Origin of the sequence: Crassaminicella profunda (assembly GCF_019884785.1) — a bacterium.
Lineage (GTDB): Bacteria > Bacillota > Clostridia > Peptostreptococcales > Thermotaleaceae > Crassaminicella > Crassaminicella profunda.
This window is the reverse complement of the sequence record NZ_CP082326.1, coordinates 4,389,806-4,414,780: the sequence shown is the minus strand read 5'-3', so window position 1 is coordinate 4,414,780 and position 24,975 is coordinate 4,389,806. Positions and strand designations below refer to the sequence as shown.

Here is a 24,975-nt window from a genome sequence, read left to right as displayed (position 1 = left end):
GTTTTAATGTTTTGATGTGTACGTATATTGTCGTAATTTTACCAACTTTTTCTGTTTTTGTCAATATATTTTGAATAAATATTTTTTTCTAGACACTACCTATCTTGTTTTTAAACATTTGAGCTGCTGCACAAGGGTCTTCTACTGCCATAATAGAAGACATAACAGCAATCCCTTCTATCCCTGTTGAAAGAACTTCCCTTGTATTTTCAGGGTTGATCCCTCCTAAAGCGATAACTGGAATATTTACATTTTCTTTTATTTCTTTTATAAAATTTACCCCTCTAGGTGCTAATCCTTTTTTACAATCTGTTGCATATACATGACTAGCAAGTAAATAATCTGCTCCATTTTTTTCTGCTAAAATAGCTTCTTCTAAACTATGAACAGAAACACCTAAACGACCTTCCCAATCAGGTTTACCTATCATCAAATCATGAAATCCTATATGAAATCCTTCTGCACCTACAGTTTTTGCTACTTCGAGATTTCGATTAATAATCAATAAAATATTTTTTTCTTTTGTAATTTTTTTTATTTCTTGAGCTATAGGTAATAACTCATCATAAGTTAAATCCTTTTCTCTTAAAATAACACCCTCTACGCCACCCGCTACTGCTTTTTTTATTACTTCTATGAATGTTCCCTTTTTTATAATTTTTCGATTGGTTATCAAAAAAAGCATTTAGTCATCTTCTCTCAATATATTAATATTTTTTCCTTCCATTACTTTGTTCATATTTCTCATAGAGCACATTTTTCCACACATAGTACAGCTATCTTCATGGGCTGGTAATGATTCTTTTCTATATCTTATAGCTTTTTCAGGGTCCATAGCTAGTTCAAACATTTTTTCCCAATCTAGTTCTTGTCTTGCTTTACTCATTGCATCATCCCACTGCTTTGCACCTTTGATATTTTTTCCTAAATCTCCTGCATGGGCAGCGATTCTTGTTGCAATGATTCCTTCCTTCATATCTTCTAAATTTGGAAGTCTTAAATGTTCTGCTGGTGTAACATAACATAGGAAATCTACCCCATGACTTGCAGCTAATGCTCCTCCAATAGCACTTGTAATATGATCATACCCAGGTGCTACATCTGTAACAATAGGTCCTAATACATAGAATGGTGCCCCATGGCAAAGCTTTTTCTCGATCATTACATTTGCAGCTATTTCATTGATTTCCATATGTCCAGGTCCTTCGATCATTACCTGCACATTTCTTTCCCATGCTCTTTTCGTTAATTCTCCTAAAATCAATAATTCCTGAATTTGACTTGCATCTGTAGCATCATTAACACTTCCTGGTCTACATGCATCTCCAAGACTTAAAGTAACATCATATTCTTCACAAATATCTAATAACTCATTAAAGTATTCAAAGAATGGATTTTCCTTATCATTTAATTCCATCCAAGCATAGATTAACGACCCACCCCTTGAAACAATATTAGTAAGTCTTTTGTTTCTTTTAAAAACCTCTGCCGTATATCTATTGATCCCTGCATGGATTGTAACAAAATCCACTCCATCCTCTGCATGTCTTTTAACAACCTTTAAAAATTCCTCTGCTGTAATATCTTTTAATTCCTTATCATAAAAACCTACTGCATCATATACAGGAACCGTTCCAATCATTGCAGGAGACATTTCTACCAATCTTTCTCTGAACTCCCTCGTTTTTCCAAAAGAACTCAAATCCATAATGGCTTCAGCCTTCATATCAATAGCAGTCTGAACCTTTTCAAGCTCTTTGTCTATATCACAGCAATCCTTTGAAATTCCTAAGTTTACATTAATTTTTGTTCTTAATCCTTCTCCTACACCCTCAGGATCTATGTTTTTATGATTTTTATTTGCAGGAATAATTACCTTCCCTTCTGCAATCAAACTTCTTAAAACTTCTACATCCATCTTTTCTTTTTTTGCTACTATTTCCATTTCTCTTGTGATAATCCCTTTTCTAGCTGCATCCATTTGTGTTGTATATTTCATTTTAATTCATCTCCCTTTAAATTTTTATTTATTTTTTTAATGATTCTATGAAATTACATTTGCGTCCCAATATCTCCTAAATTTCATATTCTTCTAAAACAATCCTAAGCACCATGTTCGCCTGATGATTTGCAGCAATGGCAACTCTAGGTGCCATCAATCCACATCCTGGGTGTGCTTCTGAACATTCATCTCCAACTAAATAAAAATGACTGCTTATTCTTTTTGTTTTAATAGTATTGTTTGAAAAATATCCAGCCATTCCAGAAGCTGCAACAATGTATTTTTTAGGAAACTTGGATAAAACCGTATTCACTAAAGTTGCTTTACATGTTGGATCATCAAAGGCTTCTACAATAATATCCACATCTTCAAAACAGTCTTTTATATTGTTTTCATCAAGATATAAATCTTTGCTTTCAATATCTACAAAGGGATTAATATTTTTTAGCACATCTTTTATGGCTTCTGTTTTTTTCATCCCTATATGCTTTGTAAAATATTGTTGTCTATTTAAATTACTTGGTTCCACCACATCAAAATCTATAAGGATTAATTTCCCTATCCCTAACCTTGCTAGAGACACAGCTATATTTGAACCTAATCCCCCAAGACCTGCAATTCCAACACAAGCTTTTTTTACTTTTTCATGTACTCCTGGTGTATGCCTAGCAACAAGTAAAGCTTCTAACTCCTCTTCATTTGGAATTTCTCCCCTTATAATAAGAGTCAATCGATCATCCTTCTTTAAAGGTGCATCTTCTCTTAAGATAAATCCATTTAAAACCACGATATCTGCATCCTTTTTTACAAAATCTCGAATACCAAAAGCTGTAGCTCTTTCATTGACCACAACCGGCTTTTCATTTACATAGATTCTCACATCAACCACCTCCAACAAAGCTTACAATTTCCACTTTGTCTTCTTTGTTTAGTAGATATTCCTTATATTTTTCTTTTGGGATCATTGTAAAATTTACTTCTACAACTACCTTTTCTTCATTTAAATCTAATTTTTTTAACAGTTCACAAATAGTAATTTCTGCATCAAAATCCATTTGTTTTCCATTAATGATCATCACTCTTCCTCCCTTCTTTTACGAATATTTGTCTAGGTTATATAATTTTTTGACACCACTTAAAAACTTTAATCTAAGTGATGGATCGTCAACTAATACAATAAGAGTCGTCTTTGTCCCATTAAAACTAATTCATTATATAAAAAAGTACGAATCCATAGAGAATTCGCACTTTAAATATCAGCGTACAAAATCTTCCCTACGTTGGCATTACCCAAATCAGGTTATACGGGTCAGCGATGTTATCTCTTTCTCAGCCCATCCACATGAGCTCCCCATAGTTTATAAAATTTTCTATTAAAAAAAGCTTACCACCAGGTAAGCTTTAAAAATAATCATTTTTATCTTCGCTTCCCTACGGCAGTATGAACTACATCAGGTTATAAGAGTTAGGATTTCTCCCTCTCAGCCAAACGGCACCCCTAGCATTGCTATTGAATTCTCTTTTATTGTAATCCTTAATAATCGTTTTGTAAAGTTTTTGATTAATTTTTTGGTGCTAAATCATAATATTATAAATTAATTCTTTACGTTTTTGTTGTTATAATGTTATAATGGTACCAAGGTAACGTTATATATTTTTAAACTATTGCTAGAGGAGGCAAAAACATGAATAAAATCAAAGTTCAACGTGTTCAAACTGGAGTTCGTATGGAGAAAAAAATGGTAAAAGTGCTTAAAGGTTTAGCAGAATATTTTGATATATCTTTAGGTGACTTACTTGAAGGTATCGTATTACATGCTTTTGAAGGGAAAAGTCCATTTAGTGATGAAACTTTAGGCAAAATCGAAGAATTTAAAAAAATCTATTCTATGGACTATGACGCAAGTGCAAGTCATAATTTCATAGAAGAAAAGGAATAAAAGTAAATAAAAATAAAAAATAGGAAAAATATAGCATCAATAATATGTATATAAAATAACAAAATTTCCAAAGACTATTAACAGATTCAAAATTATTAATGAACAAAACAGAAAGGTGACCTCCATGAAAAAATCTCCTAAAAATACACGTGTCATATTAGGTATGTCTGGTGGGGTAGATTCCTCGGTGGCAGCTTTATTGTTAAAAAAGGAGGGTTATGATGTAATCGGATTATTCATGAAAAATTGGGATGAACAAAATGATGAAGGAATCTGTACTGCCACTGAGGATTATGAAGATGTTCGAAAAGTATGTGATCAAATAGGAATCCCCTACTATACAGTAAACTTTGTGAAAAAATATTGGGATCATGTTTTTGAATATTTCTTAGAAGAATATAGAAAAGGTAGAACACCTAATCCAGATGTCCTTTGCAATAAAGAAATAAAATTCAAAGCCTTTTTAGATTATGCATTAAAATTAGAAGCAGATTACATTGCTATGGGCCATTATGCACAGGTTGATTTTAAAGATGGTAAATATCTTCTTTTACGTGGAACTGATTCGAATAAGGATCAAACTTATTTCTTATGCGCTTTGAATCAATACCAATTATCTAAGGCTATGTTCCCCATAGGCCATTTAACGAAAAATGAAGTAAGAGAAATAGCTACAAATGCAAATCTAGCTACTGCTAAAAAAAAGGATAGTACAGGAATCTGCTTTATTGGCGAAAGGGATTTTGATGAGTTTTTAAATAGATATTTACCAGCAAAAGCTGGAAAAATTATGACTTACAATGGAGAAATCCTTGGAAATCATCAAGGGCTTATGCATTATACTATAGGCCAAAGAAAAGGCATCGGTATAGGTGGTATAGGTACAGGTGAACCTTGGTTTGTAGCTGAAAAAAATATAGAAAATAACATATTGTATGTGGTTCAAGGAGAAAATCATCGTAAACTATTCTCTAATGGATTGATTTCTAATCATATAAACTGGATTAGTGGAGAAAATCCCAAAAATCCTTTTGAATGTACTGCTAAATTGAGATATCGACAAAAGGATATAGAGGTGATCGTATATCCAAAATCTGATGGTAGTTGCAAAGTAGTATTTCATCATCCAGCTAAAGCTGTTACAGAAGGTCAATTCGTGGTCTTTTATCAAGGAGAACGATGTTTAGGTGGAGGGATTATAGACAAAATCCTGTCTTCTAGGTAAGGAAATACTCGTTGACATATAAAAAGTGCACATCCATAATAGATTTGCACTTTTTATATGTATTTTATTTAGATAAATCTTTCACTGCAATACTATAATAATAAACCGTTCCATCCCAAGTTCTAAGTCCAACTTTTCCTTCTTTATAAGTATGATCTGTTATAGTTCCTAGCTCTTTACCATTTACATAAACAGTAAAATAAGGACCTACTGCCTTTACTCTTAGTTTATTTGGTTCCTGTGCATTTAAATTCGTGTCAAATCTTTTTAATTCTTTCCAGCCATTCTGCATAGAATGTCTTCCAAAAACAACATCTCCATCATCTCTAATCCCTGCATAATATCCATTATAGCTATTATTCAGAGGCCCCATATTCGTAACTCTTAATATAATCCCAACATCTGAATACCATCTTTTTTTGTTAAGGAGTGCAGTTGTTTCCATGTCCACATCTGTATACCAAGTCCCTGATCTTTTTTTCATATCATAATCCAAAACAAGTTTACCTTCTTTGAATCCCTCGTCATTACTTGTTCCATCCAAATAATAAACATAACTACTGCCATATCTTCTTCTGTCAACTTTATCAAAATAGCCATAGTAAGGAATCATCACGTTATCCGCATCATATTTTACCGCTTTTGTTTCTTGTACATTCTGTGATGTTTGTGTAGCATTGGTATTTCTTCTAATCTCTATATTCTGGAATATAGCTGGAATTCTAAAAGTTCTAAATCCAACTTTCCCGCTCTTATATGCTGTATTCTTTACAGTCATGACTTTTTGGTTATTTAAATAAACATAAAATTGACTACCATTAGCTATTACTTTTAGGTTATATACAGTTCTCTTTTGAATATTGGCAGGAGTATACGCCAACGATTTCCATTTGCCATTCTCACATACCCAAAACCCAATCTTTGCGTTTTGTCTATTTTGATTATCTGCATATTGTACCCCTACATAGTAGCCACTATCTTTGTCTATTCCAAGGACAGATGTTCTGAAATATATTCCTGCATTACCCGTTACACCACTTTTTAAATCATAAAGGGTTACCTTTGTTTCGATTTCACCATTTGTAAAAGTTGAATTTCTAAAGGTTGCAAATGCACGCCCTTTTTCATCTGGCACAGCATACATAGAATGAGTATATGCCCGATTTAAGTTGAATTTTCCTTGCATAATATCTATTGCTGGCCAATAAGAAAAATCATAACTAATATTATTATTCGGTTGATATGTAGTATTTTGAGGCGGTGTAGGATTTGTAGGCTGTATAGGTTCTCCTGGAGAACTTACATTTGTTTGCTTGTACTTTTCATATCCGATGACCTGCGGGTGTATTTCATTATTAACAGACCCGCCAATCAATTTAACATCAAGTGCAAATGAAAAGCTTGACATAGATAAGAATAATCCTGTTACTAATAATAAACTTAAAATCCTTTTCATCATTTTCCTCCTTTTTATTTTTTAAATTCATTGAGAGGTATCTATCATATATACTACTCTATTCTCCTCTCCCTAAAAATAATATCTATGATTGTATATCCATAAATATTACCTTTATTTTCTTAGATAGGAATATATTTGTCAACAGAAAATTCCCAAAATATTAAATTTCAACATATTTTTTCAAAATGATACTTATCCCTCTTTTGTATAAACACCTTCTAACCCATATCTTTTCAACTTCTTATAAAGTCCTACTCTACTGATTCCAAGAGCTTTTGCTGCTTGATACTTATTTCCACTATTTGCTTTTAAAGAGGCTATGATTAATTCTTTCTCCATTTCTTCTACCCTCTCTTTTAATGGCTTATTTTCTATAGGATAGATTTTTTGATTATTTTTAGTGAGTCTTTTTGGTAAGTGCTCGGATTTAATGATTAAATCTGAATCTAAAAGATTAATAGCCCTTTCAATAACATTTTCAAGTTCTCTTACATTTCCACGCCAATCATATTTTTTTAAAATTTCAATAGCCCTTTGAGAGATTCCTTCTACATAAATATCTAGTCTATTGGATAATTTCATTTTTAATTCATTGGCAAGAGCCTCTATATCTTCTTTTCTTTCTCTGAGAGGAGGAATTTTAATGGCCATTACATTCAATCTATAAAAAAGATCTTGACGAAATTCACCCTTTTTTACAAGAGCTTCTAAATCTTTATTGGTGGATGAAATGATTCTAACATCTATTTTTCGAATCACATTCCCCCCAAGTCTTTCCACCTCTTTTTCTTGAAGAACTCTTAAAAGCTTTGCTTGCATAGTAAGGGGCATATCTCCAATCTCATCTAATAAAATGCTTCCTCCATTTGCAAGCTCAAATTTCCCTGGCTTTCCTCCTTTTTTAGCACCTGTAAACGCACCTTCTTCATATCCAAATAATTCTGATTCCAATAATTCTGCTGGTATAGCCGCACAATTTATTTTCACAAAAGGTCCTAAATATCGATTGCTTGCATTATGAATAGAATGAGCAAAAAGCTCCTTACCTGTCCCACTTTCTCCTGTGATCAAAATGTTAGAACTAGTTTTTGCCACTTTCATTGCCATATCCTTTACAAGACCCATATTATCACTATCTCCTACTAAATCTTGAAAAGAATATTTTGCTGTTCTCTCCTTATCCAGTTCACTTTTATAGTAAGCAAGCTCCTTTTCTAATTTTGAAATCTTTTTACCTAGCATTTGAAAATCTCTTATATCCTTAAACATAACTTTTCCAACAGCACCAATGATCTTTCCATTCTTTTTAATAGGCATACGCATAGAAATCATTCTTTTATTTTTTATTTCTTGAATTTCACCTATCTCCATGACTCCCGTTTCTAGTACTACATGAAGTCTCGTATTTTCAATAACCTGTGCTACATGCCTTCCTTCAGGATCTGATATATTCAAAAATTCTTTATAAGCTTTACTCATCATGGTGATGATTCCTTCTTCATCCACAACCGTAACCCATTCATTCGCTGTATCCAAAATCGTATTGAGTATTTCTATATATACCTTATCCTGATCCATTTCTTTACTCATCTTCTTATAATTTGTAATATCATGGAATAGTGCCATTGCTCCTTCAATCTTTCCATCTAAGACCATAGGCATCATACTGATTTTATATTGTCTTTTGTTAATACAAATATATCGATTTCTTTCCTCTTCTCCTGTTTTCACAATAATAGGAAGTCTACAATGAGGAATAATATTATGAATATGCTTTCCTATCATATGCTCTTTTTTTAAATCAAGCAATTTTTCTGCACGCTGATTCATAACCAGCACATTACCATCTTTGTCTATAGCTACAAGTGCATCTACTATATTGTTGATTAAAGGGTAAAAATATTTTTCCATAACAAGCCCTCCTCTTCAAAGTAAGGACAATCTATTAATAAAGTATTTTTCTACAATTTCACTGAAATTATATCATAGGTTTTTAATTTCTCAAAAATTTGTGGAATTTTGAACATATTAAGAGCAAAACGAAATCTCTTGATACAAGTATCAAGAGATCATTATTTTTAATATTTATAAAATCCTTCTTTAGTCTTTCTTCCTAAACAATTTCCTTTTACCATCTTTTTCAACAATGGATGAGGTCTATATTTTGGATCACCAAATTCTTTATAAAGAACTTCCATAATGGCTAGATTTACATCATTTCCTATTAAATCGGCTAAAGCTAAAGGTCCTATAGGATGATTTGCTCCCAATTTCATAGCTTGATCTATTTCCTCAGCACTAGCAATACCATCTGCCAAAATACCAATAGCTTCATTGATCATAGGGATTAAAATTCTATTAACTACAAACCCTGGTGCTTCTTCTACCTCTACAGGCGTTTTATCCATCTTTTTACTCAATTCTAAAACACTATTTTTTGTTTCTTCCGATGTAACAATTCCCTTTACCACTTCTACAAGCTTCATCATAGGAACAGGATTAAAAAAATGCATGCCTATTACTTTTTCAGGTCTATTGGTTGCAGCTGCTATTTCTGTTATAGAAAGGGATGAGGTGTTCGTAGCTAAAATCGTTTCTTTTTTACAGACCTCATCTAGTTCTTTAAATATTTCTTTCTTCTTTTCCATACATTCTACTGCTGCTTCTACTACTAGATCTACGTCTTTTATATCTAACCCTGTAGTGGTGATGATTCTTTCTAGTATTTTATCTTTCTCTTCTTTCGTAGTTTTTCCATTTTTAATATATCTTTCTAAATTTTTTGTGATTATTTCCAGTCCTCTTTCTAAAGAACTTTCTTGAATATCTTTCATGATTACTTGGTATCCTGCTTGGGCAAAAGCTTGTACGATTCCTGCTCCCATTGTTCCAGCACCTATTACACAAATCTTTTCCATAAAGGACCTCCTACGTTTTATTTTATAAATTATTTTTATAATAGTTTTTCAATATCATAAAAGTTATTTTGCAAGTTTTATACCAAGTTTTGATCTTATTCATAAAAGCTGTTTCTTTCCCTTTAAATTACTTATTTTCACCTATTCATTTATTAAATAATTCTTTTACACCTTTATCTACAAAAGACCTGTTTTGTAAACTAAGTAAACACTACAATAAGATTTTATTGCATCCTACACCTACTTCCTAATTGTAAATTAAGTTTACATAGTTCTTTTAGTTTACAATAAATTCAAAAAAAACTATTTCTATATGAATTTGTCATATTTCTTTCATGAATACAATAAACATTATTGTACATGAATTTTAGTCAACCTGTTATAACTATATGATTAATTTAAAAAAATCCAACTAAAAAAAGGGGGGGTTTTGATGGGAACTAAGAAAAAATTAGCAGATATTTTAGCTGCAAAAGGATTACCCATCAATTTCCAAGCTGGTGGGAATGCACCAGAAAAAATGATTGATAGAGAAGTACAAAAAGAGCCTACAGAAAGAGCAAAAAAATTAAGGGATATTTATTATGACACATTATCTTCTGCTAATACAGAATTTCCTTATTGGTATACTCGTAAATGGGATGAATTAGAAGGAGAAGTGGCAGTTGTAAGACGTGCAGAAGCACTAAAATGTGCTTTTTCTCATCTAACGCCTGTAATCTTCCCTGGTGAAAAGCTCGTCATGCAAAAGGCAAGCTATTATAGAGGCTCCTTCCCTATGCCATGGTTATCTGAAGGATTTTTCGTAGCAAAAGAGGACGAACTTTACAAAGAAGCACTTGATAGAGGAAGTGCTAGTTCTGGCGAATTGAGTAAATTTGGTACAGGCGGTGGAAATGTTACTGAAAGCTTTGGCAATGTGGTCTCCATCGCTGGTAAGTTTGGAATGCGCAAAGAAGAAATTCCTGTTCTAGTGAAATTGGCTAAAGAATGGGTTGGAAGAAGTATAGATGACTTAGGACATAAGTATGAACAAATGGTTCCAGAATATCAGATGAAAGAAAACATTATGAGAACCCTTATTTGTATGTTTGATTCTGGATTCACTTTACCACAGGGCCGTGAAATCATTAACTATTATTATCCACTACAATATGGTTTTGATGCCCTTATAGAAATGGCTAAAGATTGTAAAAATAAGGTTGCAGGAAGAGCCAACGGAGATGGCCTTACTGGCATGGATCGTTTGTATTTCTATGAAGCTGTAAGAATTGTACTAGAAGGGGTACAAACTTGGATTCTAAATTATGTAAAAGAAGCAAAGAGACTTTTCTCTGTAACGATAGACCCTGTTCAAAAACAAGAGTATGAGGAAATAGCATCTTCTTTAGAATGGATTGCACATAAACAACCTCGCAACTTTAGAGAAGCTCTTCAACTTGCTTATATTGTACATATTACTTGCTTAAATGAAGATGCTATTTCAGGATTATCCCCTGGAAGACTTGGACAAATTCTTTATCCATGGTTTGAGCAAGATATAGAAAATAATCGTATTACCGAAAAAGAAGTTCTTGAACTTTTAGAACTTCACAGAATCAAAATGACCTGTATTGACTGCTTTGCATCTACTGGAGTAGTAGGTGGTGTTCTTTCTGGAAATACCTTTAATAACTTAAGCATTGGTGGTTTAACAAGAGATAATCAGTCTGCTACGAACCCTTTAGAAATGCTTATTGTAGAAGCAGGTATTACTTGTTCAACACCACAACCAACACTATCTGTTCTTTATGATGAGAAATTGCCAGAAGAATTCTTATTAAAATGTATTGAATGTGATAAAACAGGTACAGGATATCCAGCTTGGATGAACAACCGAGGTGGTATTGAATTCTTATTGCAACAATATGGTCCTGAAGGAATGACTGTAGAAGAAGCTCGCTCCTTCGCTATTGGAGGATGTCTTGAAACTTCTCCTGCCTGTTGGAAAACTTTAACCCTTAATGGAAAAACTTATGAAATCCCAGGGGGTGCTGGTCAGCCAACTAGTGTAGGTGTACACTTTATCGCAAATCCAAAGGTACTTGAATTAGTTCTTACAAACGGGAAAGATCATAGAACAAATATTCAAGTATATCCACCTCACAATAAAAAGCTTGAAACTTATGAAGAATTGTGGGATACTTTCAAAGATTATTATGACATGACTGTTGACTGCTTAACCACAACTAATAATATTCAACACGATATCTGGAGAAGACATAATATGTCCATATTTAGTTCTATGTTAAAACCAGATTGCTTAGACAAAGGCCAACATATCGGTCACTTAGGATATCGTTACAACGGAACCTTTAATGTAGAAAGCTGCGGTACTGCAAATATGGTAAACTCCTTAGCAGCTATTAAAAAACTCGTTTATGATGATAAAAAATATAGCATCGATACCATGAAGGAAGCACTTCTTCATAACTTTGGTTTTAAAGCTGCTGATGAAATAGGAAGCTATTCTTTAGCAGATCAAGAAAAAGCAGAAGCTAACGATCCTTATGACGATCTTTATGGAGATTGCTTGACAGCTCCAAAATACGGTAATGACAATCTATATGCAGATACTATCTTAAAAGAATACGAGGCTTGGTTCTGCAGTATGTGTAGAAACCATGAATCCCTTTATGCAAAACCTTTATATGCTTGTCAAATTTCTGTATCAACCCATGGAGCACAAGGTCGCGCAACCCTTGCTTCTGCTGATGGTCGTCTAGCTGGTACCACTTATGCAGATGGTTCTATGTCTGCTTATCCTGGAACAGATAAAAATGGACCTTATGCCTTGTTTAACTCTGCTACTGTTTGGGATCATACTCAATCTCAAAACTCTCAAATGAACTTAAAAATCCACCCAAGTGCAATAAAAGGCATGGAAGGGTCTAAAAAGCTATTAGATTTAACTAGAGCTTATATGAGAAAAGGAGGATTTCATATTCAATACAATATCGTTGACTCTAAAGTACTTCGAGCAGCTCAAGAAAAACCTGAAAATTATAGAGATTTAATGGTTCGGGTTGCAGGCTTTACACAATACTGGTGTGAAATCGGCAAACCAATACAAGATGAAGTAGTTGCAAGAACTGAATACGAAGGGGTGTAAAATAATGGATAAAACAAATCAAAAACATAATGATTGCTTAAATTTCGCATCAATTGATGTTGCGAAAGGCATTTGTAGATTAACCAATAATATCATTTTTACAGATACAGATACTTGTCCAAAATTTACTGCACTAAAAAAATGTAAGAATTGTGCTCATTTTGCAAATCCTAATAGTGAAAATATTGGTACTTGTACGGGACTTGAAAAAGAGTCATGGACATATGGTGAACTTTGCGCTGTAACTTGCCAAGGTTATAAAGAAAAATAATTTGTAAGAGCAAAAGAAGAGCGCCTTTGTATTTTGCGCTCTTCTTATTTATAAAATGAGGAGGTTTGAAAATGGATGAAAGAAAAGCAAAACATTTAGGTCATATGGTCGTTCTTGCTTCCTGGCTTGCTGTTTTTTGTCTTTTTGGTTATAGATCCACCTTCTCTGTCCTTTTAGGTCCTATGTCAAAGGGCTTAGGATGGAGTGTTTCCCAGTTATCATTAGGATATTCTTTGATGATGACCGTTTATGCCATTACTGCTTTTTTTAGTGGTATGATTATTGATAAATGGGGAACAAAACCAGCTTATGCCATCGGTTCCGTTTGTGCAGCCCTTGGTTTTTATATCACCAGCAATGCACAAACTTATTTATCCTATTTGATTCCATACGTGATTTTTGCTGGTATTGGTACTGGTATGCTTTGGGTTTCTTCAACGGTTTCTGTTCGTAAATGGTATGTTGGAAAATCCTACGCTACTATGTGGGGATTTGCCTTTATGGGTGCTCCTGTTGCACAAGTTATTTTAAGCCTTGGTGTAAAAAAAGTACTTTTGACCATGGATTGGCGTCTAGCTATGAAGGGTTTAGCTGTTGTTGTTTTTATCGCTCTTGTCATTGCAGCTATGGTAGCAAAGAAAAATCCACAAGATTATGGTCTTGAACCTTTTGGGCTTGTAAAAACAGGCAACTCTTCTAAAAAAGATGAATATGTTTGGACCTTAAGAGAAGCTTTCAGCAAACCTGCTATTTGGGGCGCAATCGTAGCTTTCTTAACGAGTATGGTAGCTGAATTTTTAATTTGGACACAAGTTGTTATGTATTGGACCCGAGATATTAAATTATCATTAGATACGGCTACAAATTTATATGTCATTATTGGTGTTGCTGGAATTTTCACCATGCCCCTTATGGGAAAAATCGCAGACCATATTGTAACCAAATCTATTTCAGAAGCAAAGGGAAGAAAAACCGTATTAATTTTTGCTCCTATAATGGGTGTCATCGCTTGTATCTTTTTGCTCAGCACAAAATCTACTATGGCCTTTAGTGGCATCGCTTGCCTTTTATTTGCTGTTTATTGGGCTATTGAACCTGGTGGTGTTGCTGGATATGCAGGTTCTATTTATGGTGGAAAAACTTTAGGAAAAATTTGGGGAGCTGCCACTTTAATCGTTATGGGGATTGGCCCTGCTGTAGGAAGTTTCATGGGCGGATACTTATTTGACCTATCAGGAAATTATCAAAACTCTATTATTTTCGCAACTTGTTCCTTTGCTATTTCTGCAGTCGTGGCATTCTTCTTACCTTTATCAGCTGAACATAAATGATGAAAAAATTCGCATTATGCTAATCGCATATGCTCATTTCGTAAGTTTCATTACAAAGCCACTCCTTTGTAATGAAACTTACTCAAAGTAGTTGAACATTTGATTTTTCAATCATAAGTTATCTATATTTTTTTAACTTTATAATTTCCTAAAGAATAAAAAGGAGTTTAGACAAATGAAAGAAAAAGAAGGATTGCTCTTTGATATTCAAAGTTATTCTGTCCACGATGGCCCTGGATGTAGAACCATATGTTTCTTGAGTGGATGTCCCCTTCAATGTGAATGGTGTGCCAATCCTGAAGGTTGGACCTATAAAGAAAAACTTATGTTTGCACAAAGTAAATGTAAATTTACTAAAGGATGTAATCGCTGCATTTCAGCTTGCCCCTATGATGCCATCCACTTTAATGATGAAAATATGTCTATCGATTGGAATATTTGTAACAATTGCAAAACCTTTGATTGTACGAAAGTCTGCTATCATGAAGCTTTAAAGGTTTGCGGTAAATGGTATACCCCAAATGATTTGATGAAAGTCCTTTCTCGTGATCGTCAATATTGGGGAGAAAAAGGCGGTGTCACCTTCAGTGGTGGAGAAGCATTTTTGCAAAAAGAATTTCTACTGGAAATGCTTCATCTTTGTAAAGAAAAATATATCCATACAGCTATAGAAACTACTGCCTATACAAATCCAGATGATTTTCTTCAAGTAATGGATCTAGTTGATTTTGCCTTTATTGACGTAAAACATATGAATCGAGAAAAGCATAAAGAAAAGACAGGTGTTTATAATGATTTAATTTTAAAAAATATCGAAAACTTGACTCACTCCTCTTGGGGAGGTAGATTGGTTTTAAGAATGCCTGTCATTCGAAACTTTAATGATACAGATAAAAATATCCATGAGACGCTTCAGTTTATGAAAAAACTTGGATTATTCGAAATCAATATTCTTCCTTTCCATAGGTTAGGAGATTCAAAATGGAGTCAGTTAGGAAAGGTATATCCTTATAGAAACGAAAAACCTACTTCACCTGACAAATTAAATGCGATTCAAGATATTTTCCTAGATAATGATATTGCCTGTTATATTGGTCATGATACTGGCTTTTAATTGATCAAAGAAGTCCAATAAGGATTTTTCCCTATTGGACTTTTTTTATTTACTAAAAAACAAGAATAACTAAAACAATTGCTAGAATAACAGCTACCATGAACAAACTATACATCAAGCTGTTTGCATTATTATATGCTCTTCCCATTACATCCGATAAACTATGGAATTCAAAATGAATATCCTTTATAAAATGCTTTACATCCACAGCATTTTTTGTTCCTGGTTTTCTATATTTTTCTCTTCTAATCTGGATACCACTTAAAGCTTTTATTCCTGCCCTTCCCAAATATACCATATTCACTACAATTCTATCTAAAAAATGAAAAATTGCTGATGTAGATGTAAAAAGTATTCGAAGCATTGGATGATAAAAATCTCTTTCAAGATTGAACCATCCTAAAGAAGGATTGATATAAAAGAACTTATCCCCATCATGCTTTCTAAGATACATTTGAATAAAACCTAAATAAACGAATACGCCTATTAAAATAGTAATAATTGAAGATTGTACGTTTTCATAAGTATAAAAATGAGGTTCTATATGTCCATTAATATTAAAAGTTTTGGCAGCACTTTCTATTAATGGCCATAAAAGTTTTGGCCTAAGTCCTATGAAAATCACAACGATTCCTAAAATAGCCATAGGAAATAATGCTCTTTTTCGAACATGCTCCTTATATTGTCCCTTATATTTTTCATTTTTCTCCATAAAAACAGCAATAAAGATTTTGAGAAGATAAGCTACTGTAAAGCCACTACTTAAGGTAAATACAATCTCCCCTAAAGTCCACCACATACTATGATACATTTTATGGGCCTCTCCTAAAGCATGATGCAAAAGGGTTTTACTGATAAATCCATTGAATCCTGGCATGCCGATAATAGCTAAAAGTCCAACGAAAAACACACTCTTTAATAAAATTTTATGTTTTCCAAAACCTCTAATGACATTGATACTGAGTTCATGTAAAATCATATAAATGATCCCTGCTCCCATAAACAACAACACTTTAAATATAGCATGATTGAATATATGATAAAGAGTTCCATAGATCCCTATAATTTTATGGTCTTTTAATAATCCTACAAGACCTATTCCAACTAATATATATCCAGCCTGACTCATGCTACTATATGCAAGAATCCTTTTAATATTTCTTTGAAACAATGCAAAAAATCCACCTACAAACATGTTGATAAAACCAAGAATTAATATTGCAATAGAAAGGAACTTATCCCCTTCCATCATAATCCATACCGTTACAATAATACCAAAAATTCCTGTTTTTATGAGTATCCCTGAAAGAACAGCACTAGCAGGAGTAGGTGCTGCAGGATGAGCCTTTGGCAACCATACATGAAAAGGAAACATACTAGCTTTTGTACCAAAACCTATAATGATTAATCCACTGATTAAATATTTAATATTTCCTATCGCCCTTACCTTTTCAGCTAACTCACTTATATTTAAAGTAGCTGTATAATCATACAATAGAAACAATCCCATGAGTAAGACCATTCCAGCAGCAATAGCCATTCCTAAATAAGATTTTCCTGCATCATGAGCATATTGATCTTCATCGTGAATAATAAGAGCATAAGATGTAAAAGACATGATTTCAAAAAACGTAAATAAATTTAAAATATTTTCAGATAAAAAGATTCCCACTGTACTCGCTAAAGTAAACATAAAGAAAGCATAATATCTATTTCTATTTTTATACCTTATAAGGTATTGGGTAGAATACATAGTGGTTAAGAACCACACAAAGGTAGTAATAAAGATGAAAATATATCTAAAACCATCTAATTTTAAATAAAGTCCAATTCCCATAATATCTGGTATAAAAAAGGTAATAGAACCCTTTAAAATCTTAGGGTAAAGAAGAAGCACAAATAAAAATTCTATCCCTGTCATCATTATATTCAGAACATCTCGATACCTCTCTTTTTTTCTACCTAGTATCCATCCAATGGCCCCACTTATTGCCGGAAGGATTAAAATCATGAGCAATGCTATTTGATCCATCAACAAAGATCACCCTCTTTATAAATATTTAAAAAACTAATAGTACTAGCATTACTGCAAGAATTGCCGCAACCACAAATACAGAATACATTAAACTATTCATATTTCTAGATAGTTTTGCTATCACCTCTTTTAAACTATATAACTCTCTTTTCTCCTTTATAACACAATCTTCACCTTTTTTCGTACTAAACTCCCTATAGGAACTACCCTTAATCTTCATTCCACTAAACCCCTTAAGAGCATCTCCTATATAGTGAACACTACTTACCACGGCCCTATCTAGTACATGAAAAACTACAGAGGTAGATAAAAAAGTACCCTTAAGAACTGGTGCATATACATTTCTTTCAAGGTTGAACCAACGAAGAGATGGATTTACATAGAGTATTTCCTTTCCATCCACCCTTCTTAAATATCCTCTAACAAATCCTATATAGATACCTATTCCTATAAAAATTGTTAAAAATGAACTTTTTATATTGCTAGCCGTATAAAAATGAACCTCTAACCCTTGGGTTATTCCAAAATTTTCTACAGTTCCGTTAAGTACTACAAGAATACTTTCTGGCTTCATTCCTATATACAAAATAGCTATACTCAAAATCACCATAGGTAGTAATGCTCTTTTTTTTATATGATCTTTCAATTGTCCTTTATATTTTTCATCTTTCTCCATAAATACAGTAACAAAAATTTTCAGCATATAAGCTATTGTGAAACTACTACTTATGGTAAAGATCATTTTTGCTAAATTCATCCAAGTATTAGGATATAAGTTATAAGCTTCATATAAAGCTTCATGTAAAAGAGTTTTACTTATAAATCCATTGAATCCTGGCATTCCTATAATGGCACAAAGGCCTATGAAAAAAACACCCTTAAGTATCTTTTTATGTTTTCCAAAACCCCTGATTTTATTAATACTTACCTCATGCAAAACCATATAAATAATCCCTGTCCCCATAAAAAGCAGTACTTTAAATACAGCATGATTGATCATGTGATAAAGGGTTCCATAAACAGCGATAGCCTTATGAGATTTCAATATACCACAAAGGCCAATTCCTACTAGAATATATCCTGCCTGGCTCATTCCGCTGTATGCCAATACCCTCTTAATATTTCTTTGGAATAGTGCTAACAGCCCTCCTAAAAACATATTGGCAAGACCTAATCCAAAGATAACACTAGAAACCATAAAATCTCCTTGCATTAAAATTTCTGTTGTGATCATAATGCCAAACAATCCAGTCTTTAAAAGCACTCCTGAAAGCACTGCACTAGCAGGAGTAGGGGCTGCTGGATAAACCTTTGGAACCCATACATGAAGGGGTACAATACTAGCCTTTACTCCAAATCCAACAATAATCAAAAAGCTTATAAGATATTTCATACTACCTAAAACTTTTATAGACTCTCCTAATTGACTAATATTCAAAACCCCTGTGTACTCATACAATAAGAATAATCCCATTAATAGCACCATTCCACCAGCAATAGCCATACCAATATATATTTTCCCCGCATCTAAAGCATATTCATCCTGGTCATGAATGATTAATGCATAGGAAGTAAAAGACATAATCTCAAAAAAAGTAAATAGATTTAATATATTTTCAGATAAAAAAATTCCTACCGTACTAGCCAAAGTAAGCATAAAAAATGCATAGTATCGGTTTCTATTTTTATATCTTATTAAATATTGGGTAGAATATATGGTAGTCAAAAACCATATGAACGCACTAATAAATACAAATATATATCGAAAACCATCTAATTTTAGATATAGACCTGTACCCATAATATCTGATATCACAAGTTCAATAGGTTCTCTCATAACCTCTTTGTACAGAAGGATGACAATCAATAATTCTATCCCCGTTACAATCACATTAAACAAATCCCTGTTTCTTTCACTTTTCTTTCCTAACATATAGCCTATAACTGCAGCCACACTAGGCAATAACAATATTACCATCAAAGCTATTTTATAGATCAAAGCACTTTCCCCTCTTTCGTAAAAATTTTACAATATTCTATTGCCTATGCTCATCCATATTTTTTTACTTTATACGATATTCTCAACAATTTTTTGTATATAATGAAGAATGACATTTGGAAATAATCCTAGAAAAATGATAATCCCTGTTAATAAAACAATAGGCATGAGCATTCCAGGAGGAGGATCTAACTTTTCTGTATCTTTGTTTTCTTCCCCCTGAAAAAAAGCTGTCACTACAATAGGTAATAAGTATGCAGCTGTAAGAAAAGCACTTACTAATAGAATAATTGGGAAAATAACCTTATTTTCAGATAATCCTCCAAGGGCTAAAAACCATTTACTTACAAATGCATTTGTTGGAGGAATACCAATGAGGGAAATAGATGCTATTCCAAAGCACCACATAGTTACTGGCATTTGTTTTCCGATTCCTTTAATCTCTCCTATATTTTTCTTATGAGTCATAAAATAAATGGCTCCTACACAGAAGAATAAGGTGATTTTTATGACCGCATGATTGATCAAATGAAGAAGACCCCCAATCAATGCATCCTGATTTAAAAGAATAATCCCAAGTACAATATACCCTAATTGGCTTACAGTTGAATAAGCAAGTCTTTTCTTTAAATTTTCCTGATGCAATGCTAAGAGAGAACCTAAAAGAATCGTTAGAAAAACCAATATCCCTATATAAGTATTTCCATGAATCTCTCTGATCACATCTGCACCAAAGATAAAATAACAAACTCGAACCAATGCAAATATTCCAGATTTTACAACTGCTACAGCATGAAGGAGGGAACTTACAGGAGTAGGGGCTACCATTGCAGCTGGAAGCCACGAATGAAAAGGTACAATAGCTGCTTTTACACCAAACCCAATAAACATGACTAAAAAGATAGCTAGCATCAATTTGGGATTATCTATAACAATATTGGTTAATACCCCACCCTCAACAAAATTTAAATTGTTACTAATACTAAAGAGCAAAATCATCCCTAAAAGAGCCAAGGTTGCTCCTCCAAATGAATAAATTAAATATTTTCTACCACTGTACAAAGCTTCTTTGCTTCCTGCATGAATTACTAAGGGGAATGTGGCTAGTGTTAATAATTCATAGAAAATATATAAAGTAAACAAATTTCCTGAAAAAGCAATCCCTAAAGTAATTCCTAAGGTTAATATAAAAAATATAAAGAATCTTTCTTGTTTCCCTTCATGATCCATATATACAGAAGAATAGAATGTCGTAAATATCCATAAAATAGATGCCAATAAAGAAAATAATATCCCTAGCTTATCTATTTTAAAATAAACATCTATCAATGGATTGATCTTTAATAGATGAATCTCCCCTCCACCCATATAAAGGATTCCAATCAAAGCTAATAAATTTAAACTTACGCCTACAATGGCATACATATTTCTAATATTTTTGTCTTTATACAAGACCTTCGTTCCTATCATGGCTAGTAAAAAGGGCATCAAAATGGGAACAAGTATCAATGCATTCATATATTAACCTCCCTATACAATTCCTAAAGCAATTATATCCATGATTTTATGGGAAATTGCCCCTACAACAATCATTCCTACAATTAAAAGCCCTAAAGGAATCAGTGCTTTTGTATCTTTTTCCTTAGATTTATAAACTTTATCTTTTATATTTTCTTCTCCAAAGTACCCATTTACAACGATAGGAAAATAATAAGCTGCATTTAATAAACTACTAAGTAGTATAGCGACAACATAGATCATTTTACCCGAATCAATACTTGCAAGGGATAAATACCACTTACTGATAAATCCTGGAAGTATTGGAATCCCTACCATAGATAGAGCTCCCATGGTGAATAACCCTAATGTATAAGGCATTTCCTTTCCGATTCCCTTTAACTGGTCTAATTTTTTCTTTCCTGTTTTTTCAATCATCCTACCCGCCGTTAAAAACAATGCAGATTTAGTCACTGCATGACCTATGATATGAAAGATGGCCATAGTAAGCCCTAGCTTATTTCCAAGACCTATTCCAAAGAATATATATCCCATCTGAGCAACACTTGAATAAGCAATAACTCTCTTTATTTCCTTTTGTTTTATAGCAAAAACTGAACCCATAATCATTCCTACAGTTCCTAGTATTAAAATCAAGTTAAGTATTGAAAACTCACTAATGATTTGTTCACCAAATACTCTATATAATATTTTTATAAGGAGTAAAACAGGTGATTTTAATACCAGTGCTGAAAGAATGGCACTTGAGGATGACGGAGCACTTGAATGAGCATCCGGAAGCCATATATGCATAGGAAACATAGCACTTTTTATACCAATCCCCACTGTAAAAAGTCCTGCTGCAATATGGAGTGTATTTTGATAACTTCCATACCCTTTCATCAATTCTTCATGTATATAAGTCATATTCAGATTTCCTGTAATGTCATATAAAAATGCAATTCCCATCAAGACAAGCCCTGAACCCAAACTACTTAAGATTAAATATTTTAAAGTAGCCGCAATATTTTCTTTTTTATCCTTTACAACAATAATTCCACAAGAAGCTAGTGTCATGACCTCAATGAAAACAAAAGCATTGAATAAATCATTTGTAAAGACCATTCCCAATAAAGCTCCTACTAAAATATTGATGAGTAAATAATAAAAACCTACTTTGTTTCCTTTTATTTCTTTTTCAATACTGTAAACGGAATACCACAAAACAAGTGTAGCCACACCTGTAAATAAAATAGCCATGATACTTTCTACCGTTCCAATTTGAAATTCTATTCCCCATGGCGCATCCCAGTGGCCTACTTTATAAGAAAAGCTTCCATTTTCCATGACAAATAGTAATGTAACAATCCCTAAAGCAAAACACACTCCCATAGTCGATAAACTCAATATTTTTACCCTAGTATTTTTCTTAATCAGAGGCATAGTAAATGCACTGATAAAAAGAATTAATATAATCAGTAGTGGAAAATTATTTGCATAAATCATCCTAATCCCCCCTCATCTTCATAATTTCATCTAATTCAACGGTTCCATATTTTTCATAAAGCTTTACCGTTAAAGCCAGCGCAAAGGCAGTAACACTCACGGCTACAACAATTCCCGTAAGCATAAGGGCTGTAGGGATAGGATTAATATATCCTTCTATTCCTTTATGAACACCCGTAATAATAGGTGCTTCTCTCCCTGGTATACTTCCCTTTGCAATAAAAAATAAAAATACAGCTGTATCCATAATATTCATCCCAATAATTTTTTTTATTAAATTATTATGAAGTAATAATGTTACAAAACCTACTCCAAACAAAATCATGGATCCCGTTTCAAAATAATTTGTCAATAATTTTTCCATATTATATTTCTCCTTCATAAAACAAACTGAAAAAAAAGTATACAGTTACAGATACAATCATACCTACTGCTATATTTAAGGGTAACAAATATCCACCACTTAAAATATTTCCAGGTTTTCCAAGGGGAAGTTGTGGCAAATGAAGATTACTCCCTCCTGTAATAAAACTATATCCTTTTAAAATGCCATAAAGGATCAATGCACTGCACATGAATTTCATCAATCTTTTATAACTAAATTTCTTCCTCGCTTCATCTTTTCCAAAGACAATTCTATATAAAATAAAACTTGTTCCAATAATGGTTCCACCTGCAAAACCGCCTCCAGGAGAAAGATGTCCATGAAAGATCACATAGATGCCGAAAATCTGAATAAAAGGAATAATGATTTTGCTTATTTCTTTTAATATAGTATTATGCATATAAAGCACTCACTTTCTATATTTACTCTTCTTTTTTAAAAACCATCAACACTGCAATAGCTCCTGTAAACAATACAGTAGCTTCTGCAAAAGTATCAAAAGCTCTATAATCCAGTATAATCCCTGTTACAATATTTAATGCACCCGTATCTTTCACTCCATCTTCTATATACTTTTCCATCACATAATTATTTGCTGGATTGTCTTGTTTTCCAAACTTAGGAAGTTCCTCAACACCAATAAGAAGAACCCCTATAATAATCATGGTCAAAAGTATTGCTACTATTTTTTTCATTTACCCGCACCTCTTATTTTCTTCAATGTAAGAACAAATAACAAAGTCGTAATCCCGGCACCAACTGCCGCTTCCGTTATAGCTAAATCTGGCGCATTTAATTGCTGCCAAAGAATAGCCATGATCAGACTATAAACAGTAAAAATAATAATCGTTCCTAATAAATCCTTAACTACAGATACAGAGATAGCTGCAATGATTAAGAATAAAAGCATGACAATACTAAAAATTTCCATTTTTTTCACTCCATTATCTTTTTATTCTTTTCTTTCATAAAGGCTGCCTTTGATATTAAATGCGTGGCTGTTGGATTTGTAATCCAAAGAAAAGCAATCACCAATAATAACTTTAAACTTGTAAAATTCAATCCACTATAAATCATTAGTGCAATTAAACATAGTACCGCTCCTAAAGTATCACATTTTGCTGCACTATGGGCTCTTGTAAACAAATCAGGAAATCTTAAAATTCCTATCGTCCCAACAGTAAAGAAAAATAATCCGCCCAACATAAAAATGGTCATTAGAATCATTTTCATGATTCTTTCCCCTCCTTCTCTATAAAATTAGCAATAACAATAGACGCTACAAAACTAATGAGTGCATAAACCAACACCACATCAATAAAATAACTCTCCTTTAAAATGAATGAAACAATTGAAATCAATATAATGGTCTTTGTCCCAACTACATTAATTGCAACAAGGCGATCTGCTGCACTTGGTCCTTTTAAAGCTCGAATCATACATAATATAATGGTAAAAGATAAGAAAAGACATGAAAATATCAATAATTTTTGTATCATATTCCTACTCCTCTATTTTTAAAAGTATTTTTTCAAATTTTGAATTTAAAACATCTTCTATATACTCCTTCTTTAAGCAGTGAACAATCAATTCATCCCCTTCCATAAAAACTGTAAGAGTTCCAGGTGTAAGAGTAATTGAATTAGCAAGAATGGTTCTATAAAAGTCACTTTTCAACTTTGAATGGAATTTCACAATTTCTGGAGATATATTCATTTTGGGGCTGAGTACAATCTTTGCTACTTGAAAATTTGCTATAACAATTTCTTTCATCAGTATAAATAAATAAGTAACAAAGCAAGATATTTTTTTAACAACTTGAAAACATTTTCCTCCATTGGAAATAATTAAATCTTTATTCAAAGCATATACCCCTAAAGAGATCACTCCTCCTATCCATAATCTTTCCATATTTATTGTTTCTGCTAACACCATCCAAAAAACCATGAAAAAAAACAATCGAATCCCTCTATTCATAACATCCTCCGTATTTATAGTTTATTTATTGGTATTTATTATACGCAATATTTATGCCAATACTTCTAATATAAATACACAATTTTACTAAAAGCTTTCATTTTACTTATACCCAACTATTACTTTTTTCAAAAAAACAAAAAAAGAATTGAAAAAAATCATTCA

Annotated in this window: 24 protein-coding genes and 2 riboswitches; of the genes, 6 read left to right on the top strand and 18 right to left on the bottom strand. The window is 32.7% G+C overall.

Annotation, left to right across the window (positions count from 1 at the left end):
• Positions 1-88: 88 nt before the first annotated feature.
• The 4 genes from thiE to thiS all read right to left on the bottom strand — a co-directional run bounded on the left by thiE (position 89) and on the right by thiS (position 3,078).
• The gene (gene thiE, locus K7H06_RS20265) at positions 89-685 is read right to left on the bottom strand and encodes a thiamine phosphate synthase (RefSeq protein ID WP_223037809.1); all 597 of its coding nucleotides are present in this window, start codon (positions 683-685) and stop codon (positions 89-91) included.
• Entirely contained in the window at positions 686-1,999 is a 1,314-nt protein-coding gene (gene thiC, locus K7H06_RS20260) for a phosphomethylpyrimidine synthase ThiC (RefSeq protein ID WP_223037808.1), read from the bottom strand.
• Between the two features lie 76 nt (positions 2,000-2,075).
• On the bottom strand, positions 2,076-2,882 hold the full coding sequence (thiF, locus tag K7H06_RS20255; RefSeq protein WP_223037807.1) for a sulfur carrier protein ThiS adenylyltransferase ThiF: 807 nt from the start codon (positions 2,880-2,882) through the stop codon (positions 2,076-2,078).
• 1 nt (position 2,883) lies between these two features.
• Complete coding sequence (gene thiS, locus K7H06_RS20250) at positions 2,884-3,078, bottom strand: sulfur carrier protein ThiS (RefSeq protein WP_223037806.1); 195 nt, start codon at positions 3,076-3,078, stop codon at positions 2,884-2,886.
• A gap of 178 nt (positions 3,079-3,256) precedes the next feature.
• Positions 3,257-3,366, bottom strand: a riboswitch (TPP riboswitch).
• A gap of 47 nt (positions 3,367-3,413) precedes the next feature.
• A riboswitch (TPP riboswitch) is annotated at positions 3,414-3,512 on the bottom strand.
• A 175-nt stretch (positions 3,513-3,687) separates the two neighbouring features.
• On the opposite strand from thiS, the gene K7H06_RS20245 reads away from it, so the two are divergent.
• Positions 3,688-3,942: a hypothetical protein gene (locus K7H06_RS20245; RefSeq protein ID WP_223037805.1), complete on the top strand. Its 255-nt coding sequence runs from the start codon at positions 3,688-3,690 to the stop codon at positions 3,940-3,942.
• 124 nt (positions 3,943-4,066) lie between these two features.
• Positions 4,067-5,167 (top strand): tRNA 2-thiouridine(34) synthase MnmA, encoded by a 1,101-nt coding sequence (gene mnmA, locus K7H06_RS20240; RefSeq protein ID WP_223037804.1) that lies wholly within the window; start codon positions 4,067-4,069, stop codon positions 5,165-5,167.
• Positions 5,168-5,231: 64 nt separating this feature from the next.
• Here the strand turns inward: mnmA and K7H06_RS20235 are convergent, their stop codons facing one another.
• From K7H06_RS20235 to K7H06_RS20225, 3 genes are all read right to left on the bottom strand, one after another.
• Positions 5,232-6,623 (bottom strand): 3-keto-alpha-glucoside-1,2-lyase-like domain-containing protein, encoded by a 1,392-nt coding sequence (locus K7H06_RS20235; RefSeq protein ID WP_223037803.1) that lies wholly within the window; start codon positions 6,621-6,623, stop codon positions 5,232-5,234.
• Between the two features lie 195 nt (positions 6,624-6,818).
• Positions 6,819-8,537 carry a sigma 54-interacting transcriptional regulator gene (locus K7H06_RS20230; protein ID WP_223037802.1) on the bottom strand — a complete coding sequence of 573 codons (1,719 nt, stop codon included), beginning with the start codon at positions 8,535-8,537 and terminating at the stop codon, positions 6,819-6,821.
• Between the two features lie 167 nt (positions 8,538-8,704).
• A complete protein-coding gene (locus tag K7H06_RS20225) occupies positions 8,705-9,544 on the bottom strand; it encodes a 3-hydroxybutyryl-CoA dehydrogenase (protein ID WP_223037801.1) in 840 nt (279 codons plus the stop codon).
• Between the two features lie 433 nt (positions 9,545-9,977).
• On the opposite strand from K7H06_RS20225, the gene hpdB reads away from it, so the two are divergent.
• From hpdB to hpdA, 4 genes are all read left to right on the top strand, one after another.
• Positions 9,978-12,695 carry a 4-hydroxyphenylacetate decarboxylase large subunit gene (gene hpdB / locus K7H06_RS20220; protein WP_223037800.1) on the top strand — a complete coding sequence of 906 codons (2,718 nt, stop codon included), beginning with the start codon at positions 9,978-9,980 and terminating at the stop codon, positions 12,693-12,695.
• A gap of 4 nt (positions 12,696-12,699) precedes the next feature.
• The gene (gene hpdC, locus K7H06_RS20215) at positions 12,700-12,966 is read left to right on the top strand and encodes a 4-hydroxyphenylacetate decarboxylase small subunit (RefSeq protein WP_223037799.1); all 267 of its coding nucleotides are present in this window, start codon (positions 12,700-12,702) and stop codon (positions 12,964-12,966) included.
• Positions 12,967-13,037: 71 nt separating this feature from the next.
• Positions 13,038-14,297, top strand: a complete 1,260-nt coding sequence (locus tag K7H06_RS20210; RefSeq protein ID WP_223037798.1) for an MFS transporter — start codon at positions 13,038-13,040, stop codon at positions 14,295-14,297.
• Positions 14,298-14,472: 175 nt separating this feature from the next.
• The gene (gene hpdA / locus K7H06_RS20205; RefSeq protein WP_223037797.1) at positions 14,473-15,411 is read left to right on the top strand and encodes a 4-hydroxyphenylacetate decarboxylase activase; all 939 of its coding nucleotides are present in this window, start codon (positions 14,473-14,475) and stop codon (positions 15,409-15,411) included.
• Positions 15,412-15,463: 52 nt separating this feature from the next.
• Here hpdA and K7H06_RS20200 read toward each other — a convergent pair whose 3' ends face one another.
• The 11 genes from K7H06_RS20200 to K7H06_RS20150 form a co-directional block, all read right to left on the bottom strand.
• Positions 15,464-17,443, bottom strand: a complete 1,980-nt coding sequence (locus tag K7H06_RS20200) for a complex I subunit 5 family protein (protein WP_246637728.1) — start codon at positions 17,441-17,443, stop codon at positions 15,464-15,466.
• Between the two features lie 28 nt (positions 17,444-17,471).
• Complete coding sequence (locus K7H06_RS20195; RefSeq protein ID WP_223037795.1) at positions 17,472-19,445, bottom strand: complex I subunit 5 family protein; 1,974 nt, start codon at positions 19,443-19,445, stop codon at positions 17,472-17,474.
• Between the two features lie 69 nt (positions 19,446-19,514).
• Positions 19,515-20,963 carry a complex I subunit 5 family protein gene (locus K7H06_RS20190; protein WP_223037794.1) on the bottom strand — a complete coding sequence of 483 codons (1,449 nt, stop codon included), beginning with the start codon at positions 20,961-20,963 and terminating at the stop codon, positions 19,515-19,517.
• A gap of 12 nt (positions 20,964-20,975) precedes the next feature.
• Positions 20,976-22,448, bottom strand: a complete 1,473-nt coding sequence (locus tag K7H06_RS20185; protein WP_223037793.1) for a complex I subunit 5 family protein — start codon at positions 22,446-22,448, stop codon at positions 20,976-20,978.
• A 1-nt stretch (position 22,449) separates the two neighbouring features.
• Complete coding sequence (locus K7H06_RS20180) at positions 22,450-22,812, bottom strand: sodium:proton antiporter (RefSeq protein ID WP_223037792.1); 363 nt, start codon at positions 22,810-22,812, stop codon at positions 22,450-22,452.
• 1 nt (position 22,813) lies between these two features.
• Positions 22,814-23,233, bottom strand: coding sequence for an MnhB domain-containing protein (locus K7H06_RS20175; RefSeq protein WP_223037791.1), 420 nt, complete (start codon positions 23,231-23,233; stop codon positions 22,814-22,816).
• 22 nt (positions 23,234-23,255) lie between these two features.
• A complete protein-coding gene (gene mbhE, locus K7H06_RS20170) occupies positions 23,256-23,528 on the bottom strand; it encodes a hydrogen gas-evolving membrane-bound hydrogenase subunit E (protein ID WP_223037790.1) in 273 nt (90 codons plus the stop codon).
• Positions 23,525-23,764 (bottom strand): hydrogenase subunit MbhD domain-containing protein, encoded by a 240-nt coding sequence (locus K7H06_RS20165; RefSeq protein WP_223037789.1) that lies wholly within the window; start codon positions 23,762-23,764, stop codon positions 23,525-23,527. The genes mbhE and K7H06_RS20165 overlap by 4 nt, the downstream gene beginning before the upstream one ends.
• A gap of 5 nt (positions 23,765-23,769) precedes the next feature.
• On the bottom strand, positions 23,770-24,066 hold the full coding sequence (gene mnhG, locus K7H06_RS20160) for a monovalent cation/H(+) antiporter subunit G (RefSeq protein WP_246637588.1): 297 nt from the start codon (positions 24,064-24,066) through the stop codon (positions 23,770-23,772).
• Positions 24,063-24,332: an MrpF/PhaF family protein gene (locus tag K7H06_RS20155; RefSeq protein ID WP_223037788.1), complete on the bottom strand. Its 270-nt coding sequence runs from the start codon at positions 24,330-24,332 to the stop codon at positions 24,063-24,065. The genes mnhG and K7H06_RS20155 overlap by 4 nt, the downstream gene beginning before the upstream one ends.
• Before the next feature lie 4 nt (positions 24,333-24,336).
• Entirely contained in the window at positions 24,337-24,810 is a 474-nt protein-coding gene (locus K7H06_RS20150) for a Na+/H+ antiporter subunit E (RefSeq protein WP_223037787.1), read from the bottom strand.
• Positions 24,811-24,975 lie beyond the last annotated feature (165 nt).